The 25,799-nt window shown below is 70.6% G+C and carries 28 protein-coding genes and 2 tRNA genes; 17 read left to right on the top strand and 13 right to left on the bottom strand.

The window, feature by feature from the left end:
* Position 1: 1 nt before the first annotated feature.
* Together FJQ56_RS10030 and FJQ56_RS10035 are read left to right on the top strand one after the other, a co-directional pair.
* The gene (locus tag FJQ56_RS10030) at positions 2-1,216 is read left to right on the top strand and encodes a pyridoxal phosphate-dependent aminotransferase (protein WP_140009262.1); all 1,215 of its coding nucleotides are present in this window, start codon (positions 2-4) and stop codon (positions 1,214-1,216) included.
* A gap of 33 nt (positions 1,217-1,249) precedes the next feature.
* The gene (locus tag FJQ56_RS10035) at positions 1,250-2,017 is read left to right on the top strand and encodes a lysophospholipid acyltransferase family protein (protein WP_140009263.1); all 768 of its coding nucleotides are present in this window, start codon (positions 1,250-1,252) and stop codon (positions 2,015-2,017) included.
* A gap of 62 nt (positions 2,018-2,079) precedes the next feature.
* Here FJQ56_RS10035 and FJQ56_RS10040 read toward each other — a convergent pair whose 3' ends face one another.
* The 8 genes from FJQ56_RS10040 to rpmH all read right to left on the bottom strand — a co-directional run bounded on the left by FJQ56_RS10040 (position 2,080) and on the right by rpmH (position 7,482).
* The gene (locus tag FJQ56_RS10040; RefSeq protein WP_140009264.1) at positions 2,080-3,081 is read right to left on the bottom strand and encodes a ParB/RepB/Spo0J family partition protein; all 1,002 of its coding nucleotides are present in this window, start codon (positions 3,079-3,081) and stop codon (positions 2,080-2,082) included.
* Positions 3,081-3,878 (bottom strand): ParA family protein, encoded by a 798-nt coding sequence (locus FJQ56_RS10045; RefSeq protein ID WP_246084124.1) that lies wholly within the window; start codon positions 3,876-3,878, stop codon positions 3,081-3,083. Before FJQ56_RS10045 ends, FJQ56_RS10040 begins: the two co-directional genes overlap by 1 nt.
* Before the next feature lie 332 nt (positions 3,879-4,210).
* Positions 4,211-4,870, bottom strand: coding sequence for a 16S rRNA (guanine(527)-N(7))-methyltransferase RsmG (rsmG, locus tag FJQ56_RS10050; protein ID WP_246084066.1), 660 nt, complete (start codon positions 4,868-4,870; stop codon positions 4,211-4,213).
* A 99-nt stretch (positions 4,871-4,969) separates the two neighbouring features.
* On the bottom strand, positions 4,970-5,575 hold the full coding sequence (locus FJQ56_RS10055; protein ID WP_140009267.1) for a Jag family protein: 606 nt from the start codon (positions 5,573-5,575) through the stop codon (positions 4,970-4,972).
* Positions 5,572-6,618: a membrane protein insertase YidC gene (yidC, locus tag FJQ56_RS10060; RefSeq protein WP_342776430.1), complete on the bottom strand. Its 1,047-nt coding sequence runs from the start codon at positions 6,616-6,618 to the stop codon at positions 5,572-5,574. Before yidC ends, FJQ56_RS10055 begins: the two co-directional genes overlap by 4 nt.
* On the bottom strand, positions 6,615-6,902 hold the full coding sequence (gene yidD, locus FJQ56_RS10065) for a membrane protein insertion efficiency factor YidD (protein WP_140009268.1): 288 nt from the start codon (positions 6,900-6,902) through the stop codon (positions 6,615-6,617). Before yidD (FJQ56_RS10065) ends, yidC begins: the two co-directional genes overlap by 4 nt.
* A complete protein-coding gene (rnpA, locus tag FJQ56_RS10070) occupies positions 6,899-7,291 on the bottom strand; it encodes a ribonuclease P protein component (protein ID WP_140009269.1) in 393 nt (130 codons plus the stop codon). The genes yidD (FJQ56_RS10065) and rnpA overlap by 4 nt, the downstream gene beginning before the upstream one ends.
* 53 nt (positions 7,292-7,344) lie before the next feature.
* Positions 7,345-7,482 carry a 50S ribosomal protein L34 gene (gene rpmH / locus FJQ56_RS10075; protein WP_140009270.1) on the bottom strand — a complete coding sequence of 46 codons (138 nt, stop codon included), beginning with the start codon at positions 7,480-7,482 and terminating at the stop codon, positions 7,345-7,347.
* 485 nt (positions 7,483-7,967) lie between these two features.
* On the opposite strand from rpmH, the gene dnaA reads away from it, so the two are divergent.
* The 3 genes from dnaA to gnd all read left to right on the top strand — a co-directional run bounded on the left by dnaA (position 7,968) and on the right by gnd (position 11,996).
* A complete protein-coding gene (gene dnaA, locus FJQ56_RS10080) occupies positions 7,968-9,494 on the top strand; it encodes a chromosomal replication initiator protein DnaA (RefSeq protein WP_140009271.1) in 1,527 nt (508 codons plus the stop codon).
* A 391-nt stretch (positions 9,495-9,885) separates the two neighbouring features.
* Positions 9,886-11,025 (top strand): DNA polymerase III subunit beta, encoded by a 1,140-nt coding sequence (gene dnaN, locus FJQ56_RS10085; RefSeq protein WP_140009272.1) that lies wholly within the window; start codon positions 9,886-9,888, stop codon positions 11,023-11,025.
* 56 nt (positions 11,026-11,081) lie between these two features.
* Complete coding sequence (gnd, locus tag FJQ56_RS10090) at positions 11,082-11,996, top strand: phosphogluconate dehydrogenase (NAD(+)-dependent, decarboxylating) (protein WP_140009273.1); 915 nt, start codon at positions 11,082-11,084, stop codon at positions 11,994-11,996.
* Positions 11,997-12,006: 10 nt separating this feature from the next.
* On the opposite strand, the gene FJQ56_RS10095 is transcribed toward gnd, so the two are convergent.
* Positions 12,007-12,429, bottom strand: coding sequence for a DUF2752 domain-containing protein (locus FJQ56_RS10095; protein WP_140009274.1), 423 nt, complete (start codon positions 12,427-12,429; stop codon positions 12,007-12,009).
* A complete protein-coding gene (locus FJQ56_RS10100; RefSeq protein ID WP_211350826.1) occupies positions 12,404-12,916 on the bottom strand; it encodes an NINE protein in 513 nt (170 codons plus the stop codon). The genes FJQ56_RS10095 and FJQ56_RS10100 overlap by 26 nt, the downstream gene beginning before the upstream one ends.
* A 73-nt stretch (positions 12,917-12,989) precedes the next feature.
* Between FJQ56_RS10100 and recF the strand changes: the two genes are divergently transcribed.
* Both recF and FJQ56_RS10110 read left to right on the top strand, forming a co-directional pair.
* The gene (gene recF / locus FJQ56_RS10105; RefSeq protein ID WP_140009275.1) at positions 12,990-14,216 is read left to right on the top strand and encodes a DNA replication/repair protein RecF; all 1,227 of its coding nucleotides are present in this window, start codon (positions 12,990-12,992) and stop codon (positions 14,214-14,216) included.
* Positions 14,203-14,757, top strand: coding sequence for a DciA family protein (locus tag FJQ56_RS10110; RefSeq protein ID WP_140009276.1), 555 nt, complete (start codon positions 14,203-14,205; stop codon positions 14,755-14,757). The genes recF and FJQ56_RS10110 overlap by 14 nt, the downstream gene beginning before the upstream one ends.
* Here FJQ56_RS10110 and yidD (FJQ56_RS10115) read toward each other — a convergent pair.
* Positions 14,748-15,179, bottom strand: coding sequence for a membrane protein insertion efficiency factor YidD (yidD, locus tag FJQ56_RS10115; RefSeq protein WP_140009277.1), 432 nt, complete (start codon positions 15,177-15,179; stop codon positions 14,748-14,750). The two genes, FJQ56_RS10110 and yidD (FJQ56_RS10115), sit on opposite strands and share 10 nt — an antisense overlap.
* Before the next feature lie 355 nt (positions 15,180-15,534).
* Between yidD (FJQ56_RS10115) and gyrB the strand changes: the two genes are divergently transcribed.
* The 7 genes from gyrB (at position 15,535) to FJQ56_RS10145 (ending at position 22,481) form a co-directional block, all read left to right on the top strand.
* Positions 15,535-17,697: a DNA topoisomerase (ATP-hydrolyzing) subunit B gene (gene gyrB, locus FJQ56_RS10120; protein ID WP_379142698.1), complete on the top strand. Its 2,163-nt coding sequence runs from the start codon at positions 15,535-15,537 to the stop codon at positions 17,695-17,697.
* A 90-nt stretch (positions 17,698-17,787) separates the two neighbouring features.
* Complete coding sequence (gyrA, locus tag FJQ56_RS10125; protein WP_140009278.1) at positions 17,788-20,457, top strand: DNA gyrase subunit A; 2,670 nt, start codon at positions 17,788-17,790, stop codon at positions 20,455-20,457.
* Positions 20,458-20,543: 86 nt separating this feature from the next.
* Positions 20,544-21,077: a DUF3566 domain-containing protein gene (locus tag FJQ56_RS10130; protein WP_140009279.1), complete on the top strand. Its 534-nt coding sequence runs from the start codon at positions 20,544-20,546 to the stop codon at positions 21,075-21,077.
* A 69-nt stretch (positions 21,078-21,146) separates the two neighbouring features.
* Positions 21,147-21,220, top strand: a tRNA-Ile gene (locus FJQ56_RS10135).
* Between the two features lie 28 nt (positions 21,221-21,248).
* Positions 21,249-21,377, top strand: coding sequence for a DLW-39 family protein (locus tag FJQ56_RS22420; protein WP_211350827.1), 129 nt, complete (start codon positions 21,249-21,251; stop codon positions 21,375-21,377).
* A 28-nt stretch (positions 21,378-21,405) separates the two neighbouring features.
* Positions 21,406-21,481, top strand: a tRNA-Ala gene (locus tag FJQ56_RS10140).
* Between the two features lie 52 nt (positions 21,482-21,533).
* Positions 21,534-22,481 carry a hypothetical protein gene (locus tag FJQ56_RS10145; RefSeq protein WP_140009280.1) on the top strand — a complete coding sequence of 316 codons (948 nt, stop codon included), beginning with the start codon at positions 21,534-21,536 and terminating at the stop codon, positions 22,479-22,481.
* Between the two features lie 12 nt (positions 22,482-22,493).
* Here FJQ56_RS10145 and FJQ56_RS10150 read toward each other — a convergent pair whose 3' ends face one another.
* Entirely contained in the window at positions 22,494-23,273 is a 780-nt protein-coding gene (locus FJQ56_RS10150) for an MBL fold metallo-hydrolase (RefSeq protein WP_211350828.1), read from the bottom strand.
* A gap of 77 nt (positions 23,274-23,350) precedes the next feature.
* Here FJQ56_RS10150 and FJQ56_RS10155 point away from each other — a divergent pair, with 77 nt between their 5' ends.
* Positions 23,351-24,082: an SURF1 family protein gene (locus FJQ56_RS10155; RefSeq protein ID WP_170215336.1), complete on the top strand. Its 732-nt coding sequence runs from the start codon at positions 23,351-23,353 to the stop codon at positions 24,080-24,082.
* Positions 24,079-24,414 (top strand): DUF3817 domain-containing protein, encoded by a 336-nt coding sequence (locus FJQ56_RS10160; protein ID WP_140009282.1) that lies wholly within the window; start codon positions 24,079-24,081, stop codon positions 24,412-24,414. Before FJQ56_RS10155 ends, FJQ56_RS10160 begins: the two co-directional genes overlap by 4 nt.
* A 38-nt stretch (positions 24,415-24,452) precedes the next feature.
* On the opposite strand, the gene FJQ56_RS10165 is transcribed toward FJQ56_RS10160, so the two are convergent.
* The gene (locus FJQ56_RS10165; RefSeq protein ID WP_140009283.1) at positions 24,453-25,115 is read right to left on the bottom strand and encodes a hypothetical protein; all 663 of its coding nucleotides are present in this window, start codon (positions 25,113-25,115) and stop codon (positions 24,453-24,455) included.
* A 160-nt stretch (positions 25,116-25,275) separates the two neighbouring features.
* Between FJQ56_RS10165 and FJQ56_RS10170 the strand changes: the two genes are divergently transcribed.
* A complete protein-coding gene (locus FJQ56_RS10170; protein WP_140009284.1) occupies positions 25,276-25,794 on the top strand; it encodes a peptidylprolyl isomerase in 519 nt (172 codons plus the stop codon).
* Positions 25,795-25,799: the final 5 nt, after the last annotated feature.

Below are 25,799 nucleotides of genomic sequence, written 5' to 3' on the forward strand. Positions count from 1 at the left end.
GGTGCGCCAGATCCGGCAGAGCAAGAAGCTGAACGACGTCCGCTACGACGTGCGGGGACCCATCCTGGTCGAGGCCCAGCGGCTCGAGGCCGAGGGCCACCGGATCCTCAAGCTCAACATCGGCAACCCGGCCCCGTTCGGCTTCGGGGCCCCCGAGGCGATCCTCGCCGACGTCACCCACCACCTCGCCGACTCCCAGGGCTACAGCGACTCCCGGGGCATCTTCTCGGCCCGTACGGCGGTCGCGCAGTACTACCAGCAGCGCGGGCTCAAGGACACGGCCGTCGACGACGTGTTCATCGGCAACGGCGTCTCCGAGCTGATCTCGATGGTGCTGCAGGCCTTCCTCGACGACGGCAACGAGATCCTGGTGCCCGCCCCCGACTACCCGCTGTGGACCGGCGCGGTCACGCTCTCGGGCGGCACCGCCGTGCACTACCTGTGCGACGAGGACGACGACTGGAACCCCGATCTGGCCGACATCGAGTCGAAGATCACCGACCACACCCAGGGCATCGTCATCATCAACCCCAACAACCCGACGGGCGCGGTCTACAGCAAGGAGATCGTCGACGGGCTGATCGACATCGCGCGGCGCCACGAGCTGGTCGTGTTCGCCGACGAGATCTACGAGAAGATCCTCTTCGACGACGCGGTCCACCACCACGCGGCCGCCTCGGCCGGCGACGACGTGCTGTGCCTGACCTTCAGTGGCCTCTCCAAGGCCTACCGGGTCTGCGGCTACCGCGCGGGCTGGGTGATGATCTCCGGCCCGCAGGAGGTCGCGACGGACTTCCTCGAGGGCCTCACCCTGGTCGCCAACATGCGGATGTGTGCCAACGTGCCGGCCCAGCACGCCATCCAGACCGCACTGGGCGGCTACCAGTCGATCAACGAGCTGATCGTGCCCGGCGGGCGCTTCTACGAGCAGAGCATGCTGGCGCACCGGCTGCTCAACGAGATCCCCGGTGTCACCTCGGTCAAGCCGCGCGGGAGCCTCTACTGCTTCCCCCGTCTCGACCCCGAGGTCTACCCCATCGACGACGACGAGGCGTTCGTGATCGAGCTGCTGCGGGCCAAGAAGATCCTGGTCACGCACGGCACGGGGTTCAACTGGCCGGCGCCCGACCACTTCCGGCTGGTGACGCTGCCCGACGTGGCGATGCTCGAGGAGGCGATCGGCCGGATCGCCGACTTCCTCTCCACCCGACGCTGACGCGCACCTCGTCGGTCTGAGACTCTCTGTCCCATGCGCGACATCACCTACCCGCCGATCATCCTGACCGCCAAGGCCGGCTTCCGGGCCCTCGGGCAGACGTTCCAGATGAGCGGCACCGAGCACGTGCCCCGCACCGGCGGCGTGCTCCTGGCGGTCAACCACATCAGCTACGTCGACTTCGTCTACGGCGGCCTGGCCGCGAACCCGTCGAGGCGCCTCGTGCGGTTCATGGCCAAGCGGGAGCTGTTCGACCACCGGCTGAGCGGCCCGCTGATGCGCTCGCTGCACCACATCGAGGTCGACCGAGGGGCCGGGACCCAGTCAATGCGCACGGCCTTGTCCTACCTGGAGGCCGGGGAGGCGGTCGGGATCTTCCCCGAGGCCACCATCTCCCGGTCCTTCGAGCTCAAGGAGTTCAAGCACGGGGCGGTCCGGATCGCCGCCGAGGCCGGCGTCCCGCTGGTCCCGGTGATCCTGTGGGGCACCCACCGGATGATGACCAAGGACCACCCCAGGGACTTCTCGCGCGGCAAGACCATCGCCGTACGGGTCGCGCCGCCCATGTATCCCACCGGCGAGGACCCCGCCGCCGAGACCGCCGCCCTGCGCCGGGTGATGGCCTCGCTGCTCGACGAGACGATCCGCACCTATCCCGCCGAGGAGCAGCCCCCCGGCTCCTGGTGGCTCCCCGCGTCGTACGGCGGGAGCGCGCCGACGCCCGAGGAGGCCTTGCGGCTCGACGCCGAGGAGAAGCGGGCTCGGGCCGCCAAGCGCAAGGCGGCACGGGCGAAGAAGTAGTCACCGGGGTTGACTTGCAGCTCTAGCGACACGTCGCCAAGTCGACAAAGCGGTATGTCCTCCTAGATGGGTCGATCCTCACGATTGCGCGGGTCCATCACGTCGACGATGCGGCGCAGGTCGTCGAGGGAGGCGAACTCCACCGTGATCTTGCCCTTGCGCTGCCCCAGCTCGACCTTGACCCGGGTCTCGAGCCGGTCGGACAGCCGCTCGGCCAGGTCGGCCAGCCCGGGTGCGGTCGGCTTGCGACGGACCTGGCGCGCCGTACGGCCTGAGAGCTCGCCGTCGGAGACGGCGACGATCTCCTCGAGGCCTCGCACGCTGATGCCCTCCGCCACGACCCGCTGGGCCAGGCGATCCTGCAGGTCGGCGTCGGCCACCGAGAGCAGGCTGCGCGCGTGGCCTGCGGAGAGCACCCCGGCTGCCACCCGGCGCTGCACGGCCGGGCTCAACCGCATCAGCCTGATGGTGTTGCTGATCTGGGGACGGGAGCGACCGATGCGCGAGGCGAGCTCCTCGTGGGTGCACCCGAAGTCCTCGAGCAGCTGCTGGTAGGCCGCAGCCTCCTCGAGCGGGTTGAGCTGGCTGCGGTGGAGGTTCTCCAGCAGCGCGTCGCGCAGCATGTCGACATCGTCGGTCTGCCGGACGATGGCCGGGATCGTGGTGAGGCCGGCCTGCTGCGAGGCGCGCCACCGCCGCTCTCCCATGATGAGCTCGAACTGGTCCGGACCGGCCGCTCGCACCACGATCGGCTGGAGCAGGCCGACCTCGGTCACGGAGTGCACCAGCTCGGCCATCGCCTCCTCGTCGAAGACCTGCCGGGGCTGCACCGCGTTGGGCCGGATGTGGTCGATCGGCAGCTCGGCGAAGTAGGCACCGTGGACGGATGCGAGCTCCGGACCCCCTGTGGCCTCGGCCCCCGTGTCGACCTGCGGACCCGGCGACGTCTCGGTGGGCTCGGTAGCAGGGTTGGACGCAGAGTCGGCAGCAACCGGCGCAGGCGCGGTGGGAATGAGCGAGCCGAGACCACGGCCGAGGCCGCGTCGCGGGGACGGGCCGGCCATCAGCGGGCTCCCTTGGTGGCGATCTCGCGGGCGGCCTCGAAGTAGGACAACGCTCCGGGCGAGCCGGGGTCGTAGGTCATCACCGTCTGCCCGTACGACGGAGCCTCGGAGACCCGCACCGAGCGGGGGATGTTGGTGCGGAGGACCTGGTCACCGAAGTGGCCACGCACCTCGTCGGCGACGCCGGCCGCCAGTCGAGTGCGGGCGTCGTACATCGTCAGGAGGATGGTGCTGACCGCCAGGTCGGGGTTCAGGTGGGCCCGCACCATGTCGACGGTCTCCAGCAGCTGGCCGAGGCCCTCGAGCGCGTAGTACTCCGCCTGGATCGGGATCATCATCTCGTCGCCGGCCACCAGGGCGTTCAGGGTGAGCAGTCCCAGGGAGGGCGGGCAGTCGATGAGCACGTAGTCGAAGCGGTCCTCGACCTCGGCCGCCCGCGCAGCGTCGGTGACGACCAGGGGGTGACCGTGGATGGCCTTGCGCAGCCGTCCCTCCCGCGCCACCACGCTCACCAGCTCGATCTCGGCGCCAGCAAGGTCGATGGTCGCCGGCACCACGAACAGGCCGGGCAGGTCGGGGCAGGGTCGCGCGATGTCGGCGAGGGGCTTGCCCTCGACGAGGCCGTCGTACGTCGACGGCACGCCGCGGCGGTGCTCCACGCTGAGAGCAGTGGAGGCGTTGCCCTGGGGGTCCAGGTCGATCACCAGGACACGCTGGCCGAGCTGGGCGAGCGCGGCGGCGATGTTCACGGTCGTCGTGGTCTTGCCGACGCCGCCCTTCTGGTTGGCCACCACCATCACTCGGGTCGAGCGTGGCCGGGGGACAGCACCTGCCGTCCCACGCTCCGGCGCTGACCGGCTCTGGCGCGCCAACAGGCTGTGCTGAGCGGCTCGCGCCAGCGGTGTCGCGTCGATGTCGTAGGTGTCCTCGAGAGAGGCGAGGTCGCCTGCTGTCCGAGGGGCCGACGGGACGGAACCCGGGGGGATGGTCACAAGTCACTCCGTTTCACGTGAAACAACAGCATGGCAGTGTGCGCATCCTGCGTCGATCGGGCCTGGGGACAAGGCGCCCAATTCTGTGGATAAGTGGCCGTTTCAGGCGGGCGAGGCCGGTGGATAACTCGGATGACTCAGGGACGTCCAGAGCGACGACGCCGAGAAGACGACGACGGTCGGCGCCGTTCCGGCCGAGCAGGCCACGATACCGACTCCGGACGGGCCCACTCGACCCGGACTGCGGACGTCGGCTCCGCCAACGTCGTACCACCGAGGGTCAACACCTGGGGCTGAGCACATCCCCAGCTGCTGAGCGTCCGCTGCGAGTCGAGCACCTCCTGGGCCGCGGTGTCGCCCTTGAGCGCGACCAGGGCTCCGTGGGGCTCAACCAGCGGCATGCACCAGTCGACGAGCTGCGACAACGTGGCCACCGCCCGAGATGTCACCACGCCGAAGCCAGGCACGAGGTCGGGTGAGCGGTGCAGGTCCTCGCCACGCGCGCGAATCACCCGCACGTTGCTGAGGCCCAGCAGCTCGACAGCCTCCTGGAGAAACGTGGCACGCCGCAGCAACGGCTCGATCAGCGTGATGGTCGCGTCCGGGCGAGCAATCGCCAGGGGGAGGCCGGGGAGGCCGGCACCGGAACCGACGTCGGCCACGGTGGCACCGGGAGGGACCTGCTCGGCCAGCACCGCCGAGTTCAGGAGGTGTCGCGACCAGAGCCGCGGCGTCTCACGAGGCCCGATCAGCCCACGCACGACTCCGGCGGACGCCAGCAGGTCGGCGTACGCCACCGCGATCGGCAACCGCTCCAGAGGGAACACCCCCCGTGCCTCGTTCGGTACGGGGGGTGCTGGGTCTGTTTCACGTGAAACATCCGCCATGGTGGGTCCTCAGGCCGGCAGAACCACGACACGACGCCGGGGCTCGACGCCCTCGGACTCCGAGATCAACCCGGCCTCGGCCACCGCGTCGTGCACGACCTTGCGCTCGAACGGGGTCATCGGGTCCAGGGACTGCGGCTCGCCGGTCTCGCGCGCGCGGGCGACGGTCTCGTTGGCCAGCTCGACCAGCTTGGTACGACGCTCGGCGCGGAACCCGCTGATGTCCAGCATCAGCCGCGACCGGTCACCGGTCTCGCGGTACACCGCCAGACGGGTCAGCTCCTGCAGCGCCTCCAGCACCTCGCCGTTGCGCCCGACCAGCTGCTGCAGGTCAGCGCCCACGATCGAGACGGCCGCGCGGTCGCCCTCGACGTCCATGTCCAGGTCACCGTCGAGGTCGGCGATGTCCAGCAGCTCCTCGAGGTAGTCAGCGGCGATGTCACCCTCCTGCTCGAGCTGTTCGAGCCGGCTCGGGCGGGCCGCGCCGTCAGCGGGGGCCTCGGACGGGGCAGCCGACACGTCACCGTCACCGTCGGCCACCGGGTCGTTCGATCCGGTCTCGTCCAGCGCGATCTGGTCCTGCACGGTCTCGCTGGTGTCAGCATCTGCACTCATCGGCCGCCTCCTTGCTTCTTCTTGGTCAGGTTGGGGTTCGGGGGTGCGCCACCGGGGCTGCCACTCGGGCGCTGGCCGGACTGGCGCTGCGCCTTGGTCTGCCGCTTGGGCTGCTGCCGGGTCGCGGGGCGACGCTCGGACTCGGTCTCCGGCTCGGTGAGGACCGAGCCGGGCTCGTCGGTCTTGAGCTTGCCCTTGGCGCGGTCGCGGTCCTGCTTGGCCTTGAAGGCCGGCGTGCCGGGCGCCGGGTTGTTGCGAATCACGTAGAACTGCTGCCCCATGGTCCACAGGTTGGAGGTCGTCCAATAGAAGAGGACGCCCACCGGGAAAGCCACGCCGCTGATGCCGAAGACGAGCGGCAGCACGTAGAGCAGGATCTTCTGCTGCTGGGCGTAGGGCCCGCTCATCGCGTCGGCCGGCATGTTCTTGCTCATCAGCTGCCGCTGGGTCGTGAACGTCGTCGCGGTCATCAAGAGCACGAGGATGATCGCGACGATCATCACCGTGGCGTCGGGTGCGTTGCCCCAGACCCGGGCCTCCCAGAAGGACTCGGAGATCGGGATCTTGCCGAAGATCTTGGACTCCGCGAAGTCCGTGGCCCGCGCGTCGGTCAGGAACCCCCGACCGCTCTGGTTCTTGGCCGCCTGGTCGAGGATCCGGAACAGGGCGAAGAAGATCGGCATCTGCAGGATGAGCGGCAGGCAGGACGCGAACGGGTTGGTGCCCGCGTCCTTGTAGAGCTTCATCGTCTCCTCGCCCAGCTTCTGCCGGTCGTGGCCGTACTTCTTCTGCAGCTCCTTGACCTTGGGCTGGATCAGCTGCATGTTGCGCTGCGACTTGATCTGCTTGACGAAGAGCGGGATCAGCAGGATCCGGATGACCAGGGTCAGCCCGATGATCGACAGCGCCCAGGACAGCCCGCCCTCAGGGTCCAGGAACGTGCTCAGCACCTCGTGCCAGCCGAGCATGATGCCGGAGATCGCGTAGAAGAGCGGCGTCATGATGAAACTGCCGATGTCGCCGAGGAAACCCAACGGAATCAAGCTCCTTGCTGGTGGATCGGGCTGCCGGAGCGGTCAGCGACCGGGGCAGGGGGACGAGGGGAGCGGGTACGACGCGGCGGCACCTTGTCGACGCCGCCGGCGGCCCAAGGATGACACCGGGCCACTCGACGCACGGCCAGCCACGAGCCCTTGATGCTGCCGTGGACCTGGACAGCCTCCAGCGCATAGGCCGAGCAGGTGGGGTAGTAGCGGCACACCTGGCCGTAGAGCGGGCTGATCAGCAACCGGTAGAGCTTCAGCAGGCCGATCAGGAGGTACTTCACGCCGACACTCCCGACGTCACCGAGGCGACCGACGGGCCCGAGGCGCTCGCCGGGACACCGAGCCGACCCAGGCAAGCGTCGAGGTCGGCCGCGAGATCCCGCGAGCTGTGACCCACCGCTCCGGGGAGCGGACGCACGACCAGCAGCGACCCGCTGGGGAGCCGGTTCAAGCGAGGACGCACCACGTGACGCAGTCGTCGCTGCACACGGTTGCGGGTGACCGAGTTGCCGACGGCCTTGCCGACGACGAAACCCACGCGAGGCGGGGCAGGCGCACGTCCCGCGGCGGCCAGGTGGACGACCAGCAGCGTGCCCGCGGCACGACGACCACGCCGCGTCGCCTCCCGGAAGGAGGCGGCGTCGGTGACGCGGTGTGCTGCCGGCAGCACGACCGGACGACAGGCCCGCTCGGGGCGCAGAGCCTGGGAGCCTGAGCCGAGGCTCAGACGCTCAGGCTCTTGCGGCCCTTGCGGCGACGGCCGGAGAGGATCTCGCGGCCCGCGCGGGTGCGCATGCGGAGGCGGAAGCCGTGCACCTTGTGACGGCGACGGTTGTTCGGCTGGTAGGTGCGCTTGCTCACGGTATTCCTTCGTTCGTCGGTCCCGCACTCGGCAGCGCAGGTGTCATACAGTCGTGGTCGACGGTGTCGCGTGCCGGCGTGCACCGCCTCGAGCAGGAGCCCAGGACAGAACATCGCGGCACCCTTCGACGCCTCGTGACCTAGGAACGGTACGCGCTGCGTCGAGAGACGGTCAAACCGCGCCCGCCCCGCCGCGGCCGAGACCGCCACAGCCTGTGGATGACGGGTTGCTCGGGCGCTCGGGCGCGGGTTACGTTTCCCGACATCCGGCTTCCCCAGCCGCCCCCCGTCGGCCACCGCGCGTGACGTGGCGATCCCGTTCCCTCGGCCGCCATACGTCGTCTGACCTGCACCAACGCTTCTCGGGCGGGTCACGGGCGACACCCCGGTACCCCTCCTCCACCTCACGACCGCCGGATGCACATCCTGTGGACAAACCTGTGGAACAGCCCGACCGGGATCGACGACCAGAAGCGGAGCACCCAGTGGACGACGACGGACACCCCGGCGCCAACACCCCCGGCGACCGCGGGGCGTCAGGTGTCGCCGACGGCCCGCCGACGGCCCAGACCGACCGCCCCGATCTCGGTGTGGCGTGGGCCGCGGTGATCCGGGAGCTCCAGCCCCAGCAGCAGGCGTGGCTGCGTCAGAGCCAGCCCGTGCACCTGCACGAGACCACCGCCATCGTCGCGGTGCCCGACGACTTCACCCGGTCCCAGCTCGAGGGCCGCCTGCGCAACCACCTCGAGGAGGCGTTGACCGAGAAGTTCGGTCACGACATCCGGATCGCGGTGACCGTCAATCCCGAGCTGGGTGCGATCGTGCCCGAGGACGTCCCCACCACGGTCGATGTGTCGACAAAGCAACCTGTCGATGCACTGTCCCTTCCCGACCGCGACCTTCCCGCCTCGTCGGGACACCGCGACCGGGGCGATGCCCACGACACGAGCCACGACCAGGCAAAGTCCGCGCTCGAGACCCGCCTGAACCCGAAGTACACGTTCGAGACCTTCGTGATCGGCTCCTCCAACCGCTTTCCCCACGCCGCAGCCGTCGCCGTGGCCGAGGCCCCGGGCAAGGCCTACAACCCCCTGCTCGTCTACGGCGACTCCGGACTCGGCAAGACCCACCTCCTGCACGCCATCGGTCACTACGTGCGCAGCCTCTACACGGGGGCCAAGGTGCGTTACGTCTCGAGCGAGGAGTTCACCAACGAGTTCATCAACGCGATCCGCGACGACCGGCAGGACCGGTTCAAGCGCAGGTACCGCGAGGTCGACGTCCTGCTCATCGACGACATCCAGTTCCTCGAGGGCAAGACCCAGACCCAGGAGGAGTTCTTCCACACCTTCAACACCCTCCACAACGCCAACAAGCAGATCGTCCTCACCTCCGACCGCGCCCCCAAGCGCCTCGAGGCGCTCGAGGACCGCCTGCGCAACCGGTTCGAGTGGGGCCTGATCACCGACGTCCAGCCTCCCGACCTCGAGACCCGCATCGCGATCCTGCGCAAGAAGGCCGCCATGGACCGCCTCACCGCACCGCCCGACGTGCTGGAGTTCATCGCCTCCAAGATCCAGACCAACATCCGCGAGCTCGAGGGCGCCCTGATCCGGGTCACCGCCTTCGCCAACCTCAATCGCCAGCAGGTCGACATGACCCTGGCCGAGATCGTGCTCAAGGACCTGATCCCCGAGGGCGGCGAGCCCGAGATCACCGCACCGTTGATCATCGCGCAAACCGCGGCCTACTTCGGGCTGTCCATCGAGGAGCTGACCGGTCCGAGCCGCGGGCGCCACCTGGTGATCGCGCGCCAGATCGCGATGTACCTGTGCCGCGAGCTGACCAACCTCTCGCTGCCCAAGATCGGCGCCCAGTTCGGCAACCGCGACCACACGACCGTCATGTACGCCGAGCGCAAGATCAATCAGCTCCTGGGCGAGCGCCGTGCGGTCTTCAACCAGGTCAGCGAGCTCACCAACCGGGTCAAGATGCAGGCGCGGCAGGTGTGATCGAGACGCACCCACCCCGTGTCGTCCGGGCCCGCCTCGCCTGTGGAGCGACGGGCCTGCGACGTACGAACTACACGGGGAGGATCTGGGGACAACCCAGCGCCGTCTCCCGAAGGCCCTGTCCGAGTGCACAGGCGCCCGACGTCGATCGGCCCGTCGTCCACAGGCCCTGTGCACGACGATCGAGCGCAGTGACCTGCGACGACGTGGTTCATCCACAGAACCCACAGTTGCTACGACTACGACGAACCTCTAGCCATCACGTCACCCGCCGAACTCCATCTGGCCCTCCCCCTGTGGACTACCCGCTCCCCGTGGCAGGATGCGAACCCCGCCGGACACCCGTCCTGTCGTGCCAGCACGCCTGCCCGTCACCTCGAAGGACAACCACGTGAAGTTCCGTGTCGACCGCGACGTCCTCGCTGACGCCGTCGCCTGGGCTGCTCGCAGCCTGCCGGTCCGTCCCAGCGCTCCCGTGCTGGCCGGCCTCCTCATCGAGGCCAGCGCCGACGGGCTCGTGCTGTCCACCTTCGACTACGAGACGTCGGCGCGCGCGAGCCTGAGCGCGGACGTCCACGACGAGGGTCGTGCCCTGGTCAGCGGCCGACTCCTGGCCGACATCTGCCGCAGCCTCCCCGCCAAGCCCGTCGAGATGGTCATCGACGGCAACCGCGTGTCCCTCACCTGTGGCTCGGCCCGCTTCAGCCTGCAGACCATGCCCGTCGAGGATTACCCCACGATCCCGCAGATGCCCCAGGCCACCGGCACCGTGCAGAGCGACGTGTTCGCCCACGCTGTCGCCCAGGCCGTCACCGCGGCCGGCCGCGACGACATGCTCCCTGTGCTGACCGGCGTACGCCTCGAGATCGACGGCTCCACGATCTCGCTGCTGGCCACCGACCGTTTCCGGCTCTCCCAGCGCGAGCTCGGCTGGGACCCCGGCACCCCCGACGAGTCGCTGGCCGCCCTCGTGCCGGCCAAGGTGCTGGGTGACACCGCCAAGTCCCTCACCTCCGGCAGCGAGGTCACCATCGCGCTGTCCGCCGGCGGCACCGGCGAGGGCCTCATCGGGTTCGAGGGCGTCGGGCCCGGCGGCGTACGCCGCACCACCACCCGGCTCCTCGACGGCGAGTTCCCCAAGGTCCGCAGCCTGTTCCCGGCCGAGAAGCTCACCACCGCCCGGGTCGACAAGCAGGCCCTCATCGAGTCGGTCAAGCGCGTCGCCCTGGTCGCCGAGCGCAACACCGCGGTGCAGCTCAAGTTCAGCGACGGCGTCCTGACCCTCGATGCGGGGTCCGGCGACGAGGCCCAGGCCTCGGAGTCGATCCAGGCGACGATCGAGGGCGAGGACATCACCACCGGGTTCAACCCCCAGTTCCTGCTCGACGGTCTGGGCGCGATCGACCAGCAGGTCGTCGAGCTCGCCTTCACCCAGGCCTCGAAGCCGGTCGTCCTCAGCGGCATCACCGACGACGACGGGGCCGACTCCGGATTCCGCTACCTGCTGATGCCGCGCCGCCTGCTGTCGTAGATCCTGGTCCAGGACCACCGCACACTCACCGCACGGCCAGCACTCAGGAGGCAGCCATGGAGATCGGACTCGTCGGACTCGGCAAGATGGGCGGCAACATGCGCACCCGCCTGCGCAACGCCGGTCACACCGTCGTGGGCTACGACCGCAACCCCGACCTCGCCGACGTCGACAGCCTCGCGGCCCTCGTCGAGGCCCTTCCCGCCGACGGCCCGAAGGTCGTGTGGGTGATGGTCCCGGCCGGCGAGCCGACCAGGGCGACCATCGCGGAGCTCAACGACCTGCTCGGCGAGGGCGACCTCGTCGTCGACGGCGGCAACTCCAAGTACACCGACGACCAGGCCAACGCCGAGCTGCTCGGCCAGCGTGGCATCGGCTTCGTCGACTGCGGCGTCTCCGGCGGGGTCTGGGGCCTGCAGAACGGCTACGCCCTGATGTACGGCGGCTCCGACGACGACGTCGCCAAGGTGCAGCCCGCCCTCGACGCGCTCAAGCCCGACGACGGTGGCGCCGTCCACGCTGGCTCCAAGCCGGGCGCCGGCCACTTCGCCAAGATGGTCCACAACGGCATCGAGTACGCGATGATGCAGGCCTACGCCGAGGGCTGGGAGCTGCTCGAGGCCGTCGACCTGGTCGAGAACGTGCCCGCCGTCTTCGACTCGTGGCGCACCGGCACCGTCATCCGCTCCTGGCTGCTCGACCTCCTGGTCGCAGCCGTCGAGGAGGACGAGCACCTCGACAAGCTCCGTGGCTACGCCGACGACTCCGGCGAGGGTCGCTGGACCGTCGAGGCCGCCATCGACAACGCGGTCCCGATGCACGTCATCGCCGCGTCGCTGTTCGCGCGCTTCAGCTCGCGCCAGGACGACAGCCCGGCGATGAAGGCCGTGGCCGCGATGCGCAACCAGTTCGGTGGCCACGCCGTGCACACCGCGCCGCCCGCCGGTGGCGACGCGAGCCCCGACGCCTGACCTGCAGCACCTACAGCGCCAGGACCAGCCGTACGGCGCCGAAGGCCAGCCACGCGCCCACCACGGCGACGACCCACGGCCTGCGCACCAGGACGTCGAGGTCGGGCAACGGACCGCGACGGACGAGGGCGACCACGACCGAGACGACCAGGGCCACCGCCATGGCGACCGCGACGGGGCCGAACGGGTGGGCCGCGACGGAGTCGTGCCACTGCCCGTGGGCGAGGTAGACCCAGGAACGCGTCAGACCGCAGCCCGGGCAGGGCAGGCCGGTCAGGCGTCGGAACGGGCAGATGACCGGTCCGTCCTCGACGTGGTCGGGCGAGATCCAGAAGGCCGCGCCGAGCGCGGCCGCAGCCCCGGCCGCCACCAGGACGGTGGTGACCGGGGCGTGGTGGGGCCTCAGGTCAGCTGAGGGGGCGGCCCTGGGCATCGGGCACCTTGCGCAGGATGATCAGGACGAAGTCGATGATGGACCAGATCCCGAGTCCGCCGCAGGTCAGCAGCTTGGCCACACCGAGACCGGTGTAGCCGAGGTAGAAGCGGTCGACGCCGAAGCTGCCGAGGAAGAACGACAGCAGCACCGTCGTCAGCCACTCCTTGGCCGAGAACAGGCCGGGGACGTCCTTGGCCAGGAACCACTGGCCTCCGTTGTCGGCACGGACCTGGGTGTCGGGCTTGACGGTGCCCGCGGTCGCCATCTGGGCGAGCTGGCCGACCTGCAGCGGGCCCTGCTCCTGGCCCATGTGGGAGATGAAGTAGGCGCCGCCGGCGGGGGCGCCGTACCCCTGCTGGCCGTAGCCACCCTGCTGCGGCTGGCCGTAGGGGGATGTCGGCGGGCCGGCGGGCGAGGCCGGCGGGGGCTGCGACGAGCCGTAGGGGTCCTGCGGGGGCTGCTTGGCCAAGGGGTCTTCGCTCATGGCCGAACCATAGGCCCCGTAGGCTCCGATGAAACCTGACGCGCTCAATCGGAATCCAGGAAGGATCGTCGCGGTGCACGTCTCCCACCTGGCGCTGCACAACTTCCGGTCCTACGAGCTGGTCGACGTGCCCCTCGGACCCGGCGTCACGGCGTTCGTCGGGCGCAACGGGCAGGGCAAGACCAACCTGGTCGAGGCCGTCGACTACCTGTCCCGGCTCTCGTCGCACCGGGTAGCCGGCGACGGCCCGCTCGTGCGAGCCGGGACCGAGCAGGCCCTCGTCCGCGCCGCGGTGGTGCGCGACGGGCGGACGGCTGTGCTCGAGGTCGAGATCAATGTCGGCAAGTCGAACAAGGGACGAATCAACAAGTCGACATTGCCGCGGGTGCGTGACCTCGTGGGTCTCGTCCGGACGGTGGTCTTCTCCCCGGAGGACCTGATCCTGGTCAAGGGCGACCCCGGCGACCGGCGGCGGTTCCTCGACGACCTCCTGGTGCTGCGCACCCCCCGGCTGGCCGGCACGATCAGCGACCTCGAGCGGGTGCTGAAGCAACGCGCGACCCTGCTCAAGACCGCCGGCCACGCCCGGCGCGGGTCCTCGAGCCAGGACGCCGCCCTGTCGACCCTCGACGTCTGGGACTCCCACCTCGCGCGCGTGGGTGCCGAGCTGCTCGCGGAGCGGCTGACCCTCGTGGAGCACCTGCGCCCCTACGTCGGCGCCGCCTACGCGACGGTCGCCCGCGGGGCCGGGCGTGACGACGCGACGATCGCCTACAAGGCGTCCTTCGACCTGCCGCACTCCGCCGTCACCCAGCCGGACCGACCCGACCGCGACGACCTGGCGAAGGCCCTGCTCGCCGAGCTCGAACGCCGCCGCAACGACGAGCTCGATCGCGGGGTCTGCCTGGTCGGCCCCCACCGCGACGACCTGCTGCTCTCGCTGGGCCACTCGGTGGCGCCGGCCGACCCGGACCCCGACGACCCCGCCGCCGGCAACGGTCCGCCTGCCACCCGGCTCCCGGTCAAGGGCTACGCCTCCCACGGCGAGAGCTGGTCCTTCGCGCTGGCCCTGCGCCTGGCGTCGTACGACCTGCTGCGAGCCGACGGCGACGACCCGATCCTGATCCTCGACGACGTGTTCGCCGAGCTCGACGTCGAGCGCCGCGCGCAGCTGGCCGAGCTGGTGGCCGACGCCGAGCAGGTGCTGGTCACCGCCGCCGTCGCAGCCGACGTGCCCGCCGTCCTCGCGGGCGCCCGGTACGACGTGGGCGGGGGGAAGGTGACCCGTGTCGACGGATGAGTCGGCCGAGCCGGGCCCCGAGGCCACGCCCGTCACCCACAGCGACGACGGTCTCGACCTCGCGCGTCAGGTCACCAGTGCCACTGCCGGCTCGACGCCGGCCGCGCGCCGCCGCCGGGCGCGTCGTACGCCGCCACCGGGGGAGGCACGCCGGGGGCGCCTGTCGGGGGCGCACCCCGACGACCGCGACCCCCAGCTGCTCGGCGGCGAGGTGGGACGCCTGGTCGATCGCGGCGGCTGGGAGCTGCAGCTGCGCATCCGCGGGGTCTTCGCGCGCTGGCCCGAGCTGGTGGGGGAGGACGTGGCCGCGCACTGCGTGCCGGAGTCGTTCAGCGACGGCCGGCTCGTCGTACGCACCGACTCGACCGCCTGGGCCACCCAGCTCAAGATGCTGGCCCCCAGCGTGGTGCGCCGGCTCAACGAGGAGCTGGGTGACGGCACGGTCACCGTGATCGAGGTGCTCGGGCCCCACCTCCCGTCGTGGAAGAAGGGGCCGCGCTCGACGCGCGACGGCCGCGGACCCCGCGACACCTACGGCTGAGTCGGCGCGACGGGGTCGAGCCGCGGGCCGGTGCCCGCGCACCGCCGCAGTCGCCGCAGCACCATCACGCCGCCACGCCAGGAGCCGTGTCGCGACACGGCCTGGAGGCCGTAGCGCGAGCAGGTCGGCGTCATCGTGCACACCGGGCGGGCTCTGGGGACCGACACGTTGACCTGGTACGACCGGATCAGTCGGGCCGCGGCGCGGCCCAGCGGACCGACGGGGCGCGCGACCCACGGGTCGACGGCGTCGGCGCGGAAGGCACCGGGCACCACCCGTAGGAGGAGAAGGAGGGGCGAGAGCATGAAGGGCGAGCAGTCGGCGCACGCCGCGCAGTCCACGCACTCCTCCGTGCGCCCCTTGCGGCCCTGCTGCTTGCGGACCGCGCGCCGGTGGCGGTAGCGGGTGACGACGTTGCCCATGGTTGCTCCTGCGCCCGTGGGCCCGTGCCGGGCCCAGCCGGGCCCATCATCACGCAGGCCGGCGGCCCCCGGTGGCACCTGGCGCGAGGCGGCGGGCCGAGGACGGCCCTCGAGCCGCCCTCCCGGGCCGTCCGGCGTACAGGGACTAGGTCATGCCCCTCCCAGGACGCCTGAGAGCCGCCTATGGACCGCTGAGAGCCGCCTCGGACGACACCTCGTCCACAGGCCGGGAGCGGTACCGTGAAATGCGGGCCGTAGAGGGCTATCATGGACGTTGAGGTCGCGACCGGAGTGTCGCGGCCATCATCATGTCTGGCTCCTGCCCGTGAAGAGGTCTCGCGTGTCCGAACAGTCCCTGCCCGAGAGCACGTCCGAGCCCGTCGAGCCGACCGAGCCGACGCCGTCCCTGCCCTCTCCCGAGGAGACGGCCGAGGAGCTGCGGACCGGGTTGCGCAGCAACACCGTCGACGCCGAGTACGGCGCCTCCTCGATCCAGGTCCTCGAGGGCCTCGAGGCCGTGCGCAAGCGCCCCGGCATGTACATCGGCTCCACCGGTGAGCGCGGACTGCACCACCTGATCTGGGAGGTCGTCGACAACGCGGTCGACGAGTCGCTCGCGGGCCACTGCGACCGGATCGTGCTGACCCTGCTCGCCGACGGCGGCGTCCGGGTCGAGGACAACGGCCGCGGCATCCCCACCGACACCGCGCCCGGCCAGGAGCTCCCCGCGCTGACCCTCGCGCTGACCGTGCTCCACGCCGGCGGCAAGTTCGGCGGCGGCGGCTACAAGGTCTCCGGCGGTCTGCACGGCGTCGGCATCTCGGTCGTCAACGCGCTCTCCTCCCGCGTGGTGGCCGAGGTCAAGAACCGGGGACACCGCTGGCGCCAGGAGTTCGCGATCGGCGACCCGACCGGTCCTCTCGAGGAGGTCGGCACCATGGCCGACGGCGAGCGCACCGGCACCACGATCACGTTCTACCCCTCGCCCACGATCTTCGAGACGACCACGTTCAGCCTCGAGACCATCACCACCCGCATCCGCGAGTACGCCTTCCTCAACAAGGGCCTCGAGATCGTCGTACGCGACGAGCGGGTCGGCTCCGACGCCGTCGCCGACGCGGCCGGCGACGACCTGTCGACCGACGGCTCCGACGCCGAGGCGGCTGACCAGCCCGACGCGCTGGGCACCGCTGCGACCGGTGGCACCGAGCAGATCTTCAAGTACGACCGGGGTCTCGTCGACTACGTCGAGCACCTCAACCGCTCCAAGATCCCCGCCAACCCGAGCGTCATCAGCTTCGAGGCCGAGACCCCCGAGTCGGCCGAGAACCACATGAGCCTCGAGATCGCGATGCAGTGGAACACGACCTACTCCGAGTCGGTCCACACGTTCGCCAACACCATCAACACCCACGAGGGCGGCACCCACGAGGAGGGCTTCCGGGCGGCGCTGACGACGCTGATCAACAACGCCGGGTCCGAGTGGGGCCTGATGAAGAAGCCCGAGGACCGTGTCTCGGGTGACGACATCCGCGAGGGCCTGACCGCGATCATCTCCATCAAGCTCGGCGAGCCGCAGTTCGAGGGTCAGACCAAGACCAAGCTCGGCAACACCGAGGCCAAGGGCTTCACCCAGCGCATCGTCAACGACCAGCTGAAGATGTGGCTCGAGCAGAACCCCGCCGAGGGCAAGGACATCGTCCGCAAGGCCCAGGCCGCGGCCCAGGCCCGGCAGGCCGCCAAGAAGGCGCGCGAGCTGGCGCGCTCGCGCAAGGGCCTGCTCGGCGGCGGCGGCCTCCCCGGCAAGCTGTCCGACTGCCAGTCCAACCGCCCCGAGGAGTGCGAGGTCTTCATCGTCGAGGGCGACTCGGCCGGCGGCTCGGCCCGTCAGGGGCGTGACCCGCGCATCCAGGCGATCCTCCCGATCCGCGGCAAGATCCTCAACGTCGAGAAGGCCCGCATCGACAAGGTCCTCGGCAACACCGAGGTGCAGTCGATCATCTCCGCGCTGGGCACGGGCATCCAGGAGGAGTACAACGTCGACAAGCTGCGCTACCACAAGGTGGTGCTGATGGCCGACGCCGACGTCGACGGCCACCACATCAACACCCTGCTGCTGACGCTGCTGTTCCGGTTCATGCGCCCGTTGATCGAGGGCGGCTACGTCTACATGGCCCAGCCGCCGCTCTACCGGATCCGGTGGACCGGTCCGCCGTCCGACCACGAGTTCGTCTACTCCGACGCCGAGCGCGACACGATGATGGCCCACGGCCTCGAGAACGGTCGCAAGCTCCCCAAGGAGAACCCGGTCCAGCGCTACAAGGGCCTCGGCGAGATGAACGCCAAGGAGCTGTGGGAGACCACGATGGACCCCGAGCAGCGCCTGATGCTCCAGGTCACCCTCGACGACGCGGCCCACGCCGACGAGATCTTCTCGATCCTGATGGGCGAGGACGTCGAGCAGCGTCGTTCCTTCATCCAGCGCAATGCCAAGGACGTCAGGTTCCTCGATATCTAGTACGCCGAGCGCCCGGGGTCTCGACAGGCTCGACCACCGGGACGCTCGCTGATCGAGCTTGTCGAGATCCTCTGAACGAAACGAGTGGACATGACCGAGACACCCACCACCCCGCCGGGCGGCCGCATCGAGCCGGTCGAGCTGCAGACCTCGATGCAGCGCGCCTACATCGACTACGCGATGGCGGTCATCGTCGGGCGCGCGCTGCCCGACGTACGCGACGGGCTCAAGCCGGTGCACCGCCGCGTGCTCTACGCCATGTACGACGGCGGCTACCGTCCCGACCGCGGCTACTCCAAGTGCTCGCGCGTCGTCGGTGACGTCATGGGTCAGTACCACCCGCACGGCGACACCGCGATCTACGACACCCTCGTGCGGCTCGCCCAGCCCTGGGTGATGCGCGCCCCGCTCGTGCACGGCCAGGGCAACTTCGGCTCGCCGGGCAACGACTCCGCGGCCGCGATGCGTTACACCGAGTGCCGGATGGCCCCGCTCGCGCTCGAGATGGTGCGCGACATCAACGAGGACACCGTCGACTTCCAGCCCAACTACGACGGTCGCTCGCAAGAGCCCGTCGTGCTGCCGGCGCGGTTCCCCAACCTGCTGGTCAACGGCTCCGCCGGCATCGCCGTCGGCATGGCCACCAGCATCCCCCCGCACAACCTGCGCGAGGTCGCCGACGGCGCCCGGTGGGCCCTGGAGCACCCCGACGCCTCCCGCGAGGAGCTGCAGGACGCGCTGATCGAGCGCATCAAGGGCCCCGACTTCCCCAACGGTGCGCTGATCGTGGGCCGTCAGGGCATCGAGCAGGCCTACCGCACGGGTCGCGGGTCGGTGACCCAGCGCGCCGTCATCGAGGTCGACGAGGACGCCAAGGGCCGCACCTGCCTGGTGATCACCGAGCTGCCCTACATGGTCAACCCCGACAACCTCGCGGTGAAGATCGCCGACCTGGCCGACACCGGCAAGGTCCAGGGCATCGCCGACGTGCGCGACGACACCTCCGACCGCACCGGCCAGCGCCTCGTCGTCGTCCTCAAGCGCGACGGCGTCGCCCGGGTCGTGCTCAACAACCTGCTCAAGCACACCGAGCTGCAGACCAACTTCAGTGCCAACATGCTGGCCCTGGTCGACGGCGTGCCCCGCACGCTGTCGATCGACCAGTTCATCAGCAACTGGGTGGCCCACCAGATCGAGGTCATCCAGCGGCGCACGCGCTACCGCCTGCGCGAGGCCGAGGAGCGGGCCCACATCCTGCGCGGGCTGGTCAAGGCCCTCGATGCCCTCGACGAGGTCATCGCCCTGATCCGGCGCTCGCCCGAGGTCGACGACGCCCGCCAGGGCCTGATCGCCCTGCTCGACATCGACGAGCTGCAGGCCAACGCGATCCTCGACATGCAGCTGCGCCGCCTGGCGGCCCTCGAGCGCCAGAAGATCATCGACCAGCTCGCCGAGATCGAGGTGCTGATCGCCGACCTCGAGGACATCCTGGCCAACGAGGCCCGCCAGCGGCAGATCATCTCCGACGAGCTCACCGAGGTCGTCGACAAGTACGGCGACGAGCGGCGTACGCAGATCATCGCCGCCGACGGCGACCTGTCGATGGAGGACCTGATCCCCGACGAGGAGCTCGTCGTCTCCATCACCCGCGGCGGCTACGCCAAGCGGACCCTGCGCCACCAGTACCGCACCCAGAAGCGCGGCGGCAAGGGCGTGCGCGGCGCGACCCTGCGTGGCGACGACGTGGTCGAGCACTTCATCGCCACGACCAACCACCACTGGCTGCTCTTCTTCACCACGGCCGGTCGCGTCTACCGCACCAAGGCCTACAACCTCCCGGAGGCGTCGCGCGACGCCAAGGGCGGCCACGTCGCCGGGTTGCTCAGCTTCCAGCCCGACGAGTCGATCGCCCAGGTGCTGGCCATCCGCGACTACGACCAGATGCCCTACCTGGTGCTGGCCACCCGCGCCGGTCTGGTCAAGAAGACCCGACTGGGCGACTACAACTCCCCGCGCCAGGCCGGCGTCATCGCGATCAACTTCCGCCAGGACGACGACGAGCTGATCGGTGCCGAGCTGGTGGGTCCCGACGACGAGATCCTGCTGGTGTCGCGCCGCGGTCAGGCCGTGCGGTTCAAGGCCGACGACGGTCAGCTGCGCCCGATGGGTCGGGCCACGTCCGGCGTCACCGGCATGGCCACCGGCGAGGACGACTCGGTGCTCTCGATGTCGGTCATCCGTGCCGACCAGGCCGCCGTCGAGGACGCCGAGGAGAGCGCGGAGGTCAAGATCCAGTACGTCTTCACCATGACCGACGGCGGCTACGCCAAGCGCTCGCGCATCAACGAGTACCGCCTCACCAACCGCGGCACCAAGGGCGTGCGCGCGATGGGCCTGACCAACGCCGACCGCGGTGGACTGGTCGGTGCGTTCATCGTCGAGGACGGCGACGAGGTCATGTCGATCACCGCCACCGGTCAGGTGGTCCGCAGCCCCATCAACGCCGACTTCCGACCGCTGGGCCGCTCGGCCCAGGGCGTCAAGTTCGTCACGCCCAAGAAGGGCGACACGGTCAACGTCGTGGCCCGCTCGGTGGAGGCCAAGGTCGCCGAGGAGGAGGGCATCGCCGAGGAGCCCGAGCCCGGTGCCGAGGAGCGTGTCGACGGCCTCGAGGTTTCGGCGGATGTGGTAGCGGATGACACAATCGCCGACGAGATGTCCGCGACGGACGCCCCCGACCCCGGTGAGGATGAAGCCTGATGAGCGATCGGCCAGCACCACCGGCACAGCCGCCGGCTCCGCCGCGCACCCCTCCCCCGTCGGGACCGCCGGCCGGCTCCGGTGCGATGCCCGGTCCGAGTGACACCGCCGTACGGGCCGGCCTCGCCGAGCGCATCCAGGCCAAGCTCTCCTCGGCGACCCAGTCCGGCGAGGGCAAGGGCCGCGCCAAGGGCGCCGAGTCCCGTGGCCCGGCCACCGCGGCATCGACCAAGCGCTCGCGCTCCCGCGGCCCGCGTCGCGCCCGGCTGCGGCTGACCCGGGTCGACCCGTGGTCGGTGATGAAGACGGCGTTCCTGCTCTCGATCGCCTTCGGCATCGTCACCGTCGTCGCCGTCGCGATGATCTGGGAGGTCATCGGCGCGGCCGGTGTCTGGACCTCGATCAACGACACGGTCAAGGAGGTCATCGACGAGCCCGGCACCGCCGACTTCAACATCGAGGACTACGTCGGCACCCAGCGCGTCCTGGGGTTCACCATGCTGGTCGCCGCGGTCGACGTCATCCTGATCACCGCCATCGCCACCCTGGCGGCGTTCCTCTACAACATGTCCGCCGCGCTGCTCGGCGGCATCGAGGTCACCCTCGCCGAGGACAACTGATCGCCCCTACCGATTGGGAGCCCGCTCCCACGGTGGGATAAAGTCATGCCGCCCCGCACGGGGCGGTGCGGGCCTATAGCTCAGACGGTTAGAGCGCTTCCCTGATAAGGAAGAGGTCACAGGTTCAAGTCCTGTTAGGCCCACTCACGTACGACGCCCGGAGGCGACCACATGAAGAAGATCCTGCTGATCGCCCTGGCTGCTGCCGGCGCGGTCGTCGCCCGCAAGAAGATCACCGAGGGCCGCACCGAGCAGGCCCTGTGGGCCGAGGCGACCGACGCGGTCACCAAGTCCCGCTGACGCTCGCTTCCCTGACGTCCACGTTCCAGGGGCCTTGGCGCAATTGGTAGCGCACCTGCTTTGCAAGCAGGGGGTTAGGGGTTCGAGTCCCCTAGGCTCCACCAGCTCGTCACCCGCTCCTCGCGTCACCTCGCCGCACCGTGTGAGGATGACCCGGTGAGGGTCCGGTCCGTGCTCGTGCCGCTTCTCGTGGTGGCCGCCCTGACCGCCGGCTGCGCCGACGAGTCCGAGCCCGTGGTCGTCCGGCCGAGCGAGGTGGCCGCCGCCACGCCGTCGTACGACGCCCGGCTCGAGCCGGCTGCGGCGGTGATGGCCGTCGTACCGGCCGATGCGACGGTGCTCGAGGTCACCGACTTCGACGAGATCCGCCTCGCCCTGGGCTACGGCAGCCTCAACGGCCGGTCCGAGCCCGCCGTGCTCCGCCGGTTCTGGGCCCAGGCCGAGCGGGAGGCACCCCTGCTCAGCGACGGGATCCTGCGGGCCGGGGGCACCGACCTCGGCGGACCCGGGTTCACCCAGGACGACGTGTCGTGGGAGGCACACTTCACCGGTCCCTCGGGCGCGGGCTACGTCGTGAAGTTCCGTGACGGCCTCGACATGAGCGCCGTACGGCGCGCGACCAAGGCGTCCGGCAGCCCGCTGCGCGGCGCGACCGTGCTGTCCGAGGACCACCTCGCCGCCGTGGGCGCGACCCGTGATCCGGCACAGAGCTGGGCGGCGGAGCCGGAGCTGAGCGTTCTCGTGGGTGGGAAGGCGGGCGCGACCTACGTGTCGCGCGACTGCCTGACCGCGGACGAGGCGTTCGACGGCCGGGGCCCGGCCGCGGCCGAGCTGGCGTCCCTCGACGAGCTCGGAGCGTTCTCGGTGGGCTTCGGCGGCACGCTGATCACCGCTCGCCTCGGCGCCGGCCGGCCCGACGTGTTCGACCGGGCCCGGTTGGCCGGCACCATGGAGAGGACCGAGCCCGGGTTCGAGAAGGGCTACCGCACGCCCGTGGTGGGCGACCCCTCCAGCGGGCGGATCGGCTTCGGTCTGGGCGATGCCCCGGTGGCCGCGCGGCTGGCCCACGAGCGGCGGCTGCCGTTCGCGGTCTGCAGCCCCTGAGGCCTGCCCGCGCTACGCGTCGGTGAAGGCGGCGAGCTCGACCGGGTCGTGGGCGCTGAAGATGCGCAGCCCCGGGTGGTCGGCCTGCACCAGCTCGCGCAGTCGCGCCTGGTTGGCCCGGCGTACGACGTCGTCCTGGGCCAGGAGCCTCTGCACGACCCGCAGCACGCGCGGGGCCGTGGGCGGGGAGGTGAGGTCGCCGCGGTGGAAGTAGGCGTCGCCGGCGTGCACCTGCCAGCCGTCGGCCACCTCGGGGTCGCGGACCGCGACGAGCGTGTGGCCACGGCTGTGGCCGGCCAACGGCACCATGAGCACGTCGTCGCCGAGCACGGTGACCGACTCGAAGCCGTGCCAGTCGTCGCCGCCATCGGCGTGGTGGGTGGCGAAGCGGGCGTCCTGCCACTGCACCGGGAGGTAGCGACCGTGCTCCATGCCGCGGGGGTGGCGGGCGGCCTCGAGCTCGGCGTCGTAGACGTGCACCGTGGCAGCCGGGAAGTCGCCGACCCCGCCGGCGTGGTCGAGGTCGAGGTGGGTCAGCACGATGTCGGTCACGTCGTCGGCCTGGTATCCCAGCGCCTGCACCTGGGCCAGGGCCGTCTCCTGCTCGCGCAGCGCGGGGCGCATCATCGCCCGGAACGCGCGCCCGAGCCGCACCGAGTGGGCCACGTCGGCGGTGCCGAAGCCGGTGTCGACCAGCAGCAGTCCCTCGGGTCGCTCGACGAGCAGGACGTGGGCCACCATCGGCCCGACCAGGCGGGGGGCGAAGGACGCGCAGTTGAGGTGACGGATCACGGATGCATCGTGGCAGAACACCCTCGCGCCGTGGAGGGCCGCGACCGCGGGCCGCGGCCCCTCCGTACGCTGGACGGGTGCGGACCCTGCTGACCCCGAGGATGCTCGGCGCACACCTGCTCGCGCTGATCGCCATGGGGGCTGCGGTCGCGCTGGGCCTGTGGCAGTACGACGCGTGGCAGGAGCGTCGCTCGGCCGAGGCCGTCGACCTGACCCAGGACGACCCGCTGCCGCTGACCGACGTGATCGGCCCGAGCGACGGGTTCCCGGGCGATCGGGTGGGCCAGCCGGTGACCCTGGCCGGCACCTGGGTGCCCGATGCCACGGTGCTGATCTCGGGTCGGGTGCGCGACGGCGTCGACGGCTTCTGGGTCGTCACGCCGGTCGAGGTCGCCGATGCCGCCGTACCGGTGGTGCGGGGGTGGGTCGCCACGGCCGCCGACGCACCCGCTCCGCCCACCGGCAGTGCCGACCTGGTCGGCTGGTTGCAGCCGCCCGAGGGCAGCGGCGCGGTCGACGACGACCCCACCGACGACGTCTTCCCGCAGCTGCGGGTGGCCGACCTGGTGCAGCGCCTGGACGGTGACGTCTACAGCGCGTACGCCGTCGCGCAGGACGGCGTCGGCGGCCTGCCCGCCGCCGACCTGGAGGAGCTGCCCGACGCCGGTCGCTTCACCGCGCTGCGCAACCTGCTCTACGCCCTCGAGTGGTGGGTGTTCGCCGGATTCGCCGGGTTCATCTGGTGGCGCTTCGTGCGCGACGCCCAGGCCGAGGAGCGCATCGACCACCCGGTAGCGTCGGGAGCGTGAAGCTCTTCTCGGCCTACCGCGTGCTGGCCCTCGTCGTCGGGGTGCTGCTGGCCTTCTGCACCGTCGTCGCGCTGATGAAGTACCTGCTGCCCGACGGCAGCAGCCTGCAGCAGTTCGGGTCCGACGCCAGCGTCATGTGGGCCGTGCACGGCTGGGTCTTCATGATCTACGTCGTCGTGGCCTTCCTGCTGTCGCGCCGGGCCGGCTGGACCCCCCAGTTCACGATCCTTGCCCTGGTCGCCGGGCTCGTGCCCTTGCTGATCTTCTGGGTCGAGCACCGCGTCGCGGCGCGGGTCAAGGCCGAAAACCCAGAGCTCGCCGGCACCGCCTGAGCGGTACCGGCGAGCGGTGGGTGCTGCGCGGTCGAGCCCTACTTCGTGGCGTCGGGGTCGATCTCGACGACCTCGGCTGGCTCGTCCGGCGTGGTGACGACGTGCGGCGTCTCGGTGGCGTCGGCGATGGCCTCGCCGGGCCCGGCGCCAGCGGGGTCGTCGGTCGGCGTGACCGGCGACGGCGTGGCCGCCGCGGTGGCGGTCGGCGCAGGGGTCGGCGTGTAGGAGGACTGCCAGTTGTCGCTCTGGCCGCCGCCCTGGAGCTTCTTGGCGACGTAGGCCGCCACGGCACCGAGCAGCGCCACGACCGCGAGGGTCTTGATCTTGCTGCGCTTCTTGGGCTTCTCGCCCTTGACCTGGGCGACCTTGGCCTCGGCCAGGGTGCGCGCGGCGGTGGCCTTCTCGCTGGCGAGGGCGGCGCCGGACGCCACCAGCGGCGCTGCCTTGGCGCGCGCGTCGGCGAGCACGGGGGCAGCCTTGTCGCGGGCGTCGGCGAGTACCGGGACGGCCTTGTCGCGGGCATCGACCAGGGCGGGCACTGCCTTGTCCTTGGCGTCGGTCAGCGCGGGGACGGCGGTGTCCTGGACGAAGTCCTTGGCCTGGCCGTAGGCAGCCTCGACGTGGGGGCGCAGGGCGTCGACGTAGTCGCTTGCCTGGTCGCGCGCCTGGTCGACCAGTGACTTCTTCTTGCGGAGTCCCATGTCGAGCCTCCCTTTCCGGGCCTTGCGGCCTGCTGCGGGCTTGGGACTCCACCCAACCACGGGGCCACCGGCAGCGACCACCCCAGGTCGGGTGAGGACGGCGTGGCAGGATCGACCCGACCATCGTCAGGCACGACAACCGCACACGCGAAAGGGAGTCATGGCGGACCTTCAGGCCATCCTCAAGACCAACCGGGGCGACATCACGATCACCCTGTTCCCGAACCACGCCCCCGAGACGGTCGAGAACTTCACCGGTCTCGCGACCGGTGAGAAGGCCTACTCGACGCCCAACGGGCGCAGCGGGCCGTTCTACGACGGGCTCGTCTTCCACCGGGTCATCTCCGGCTTCATGATCCAGGGCGGCTGCCCGACCGGCACCGGCACCGGCGGCCCGGGCTACCAGTTCAAGGACGAGTTCCACCCCGAGCTCGTCTTCGACAAGCCCTACCTGCTCGCGATGGCCAACGCCGGACCGGGCACCAACGGCTCGCAGTTCTTCATCACGGTCGGCAAGACCCCTCACCTCAACCGCAAGCACACGATCTTCGGCGAGGTGGCCGACCAGGCCTCCCGCGACGTCGTCGACGCGATCGCGACCACCAAGGTCGGGGCGGGCGACCGCCCCGTCGACCCGGTCGTCATCGAGTCGGTCGAGATCACCGGCGGCGAGGGCTAGGACCC

This window comes from Nocardioides plantarum (assembly GCF_006346395.1).
Classification (GTDB): domain Bacteria; phylum Actinomycetota; class Actinomycetes; order Propionibacteriales; family Nocardioidaceae; genus Nocardioides; species Nocardioides plantarum.

Bases quoted from the DNA above. Each gene is read 5' to 3' on its own strand.
- FJQ56_RS10035 (WP_140009263.1), top strand. From the start codon at position 1,250: ATGCGCGACATCACCTACCCGCCGATCATCCTGACCGCCAAGGCCGGC.
- FJQ56_RS10040 (WP_140009264.1), bottom strand. From the start codon at position 3,081: ATGGCCGGCCCGTCCCCGCGACGCGGCCTCGGCCGTGGTCTCGGCTCG.
- FJQ56_RS10045 (WP_246084124.1), bottom strand. From the start codon at position 3,878: ATGGTGGTGGCCAACCAGAAGGGCGGCGTCGGCAAGACCACGACGACC.
- FJQ56_RS10055 (WP_140009267.1), bottom strand. From the start codon at position 5,575: ATGAGTGCAGATGCTGACACCAGCGAGACCGTGCAGGACCAGATCGCG.
- gnd (WP_140009273.1), top strand. From the start codon at position 11,082: ATGGAGATCGGACTCGTCGGACTCGGCAAGATGGGCGGCAACATGCGC.
- FJQ56_RS10095 (WP_140009274.1), bottom strand. From the start codon at position 12,429: ATGCCCAGGGCCGCCCCCTCAGCTGACCTGAGGCCCCACCACGCCCCG.
- FJQ56_RS10100 (WP_211350826.1), bottom strand. From the start codon at position 12,916: ATGAGCGAAGACCCCTTGGCCAAGCAGCCCCCGCAGGACCCCTACGGC.
- yidD (WP_140009277.1), bottom strand. From the start codon at position 15,179: ATGGGCAACGTCGTCACCCGCTACCGCCACCGGCGCGCGGTCCGCAAG.
- gyrA (WP_140009278.1), top strand. From the start codon at position 17,788: ATGACCGAGACACCCACCACCCCGCCGGGCGGCCGCATCGAGCCGGTC.
- FJQ56_RS10130 (WP_140009279.1), top strand. From the start codon at position 20,544: ATGCCCGGTCCGAGTGACACCGCCGTACGGGCCGGCCTCGCCGAGCGC.
- FJQ56_RS22420 (WP_211350827.1), top strand. From the start codon at position 21,249: ATGAAGAAGATCCTGCTGATCGCCCTGGCTGCTGCCGGCGCGGTCGTC.
- FJQ56_RS10165 (WP_140009283.1), bottom strand. From the start codon at position 25,115: ATGGGACTCCGCAAGAAGAAGTCACTGGTCGACCAGGCGCGCGACCAG.
- FJQ56_RS10170 (WP_140009284.1), top strand. From the start codon at position 25,276: ATGGCGGACCTTCAGGCCATCCTCAAGACCAACCGGGGCGACATCACG.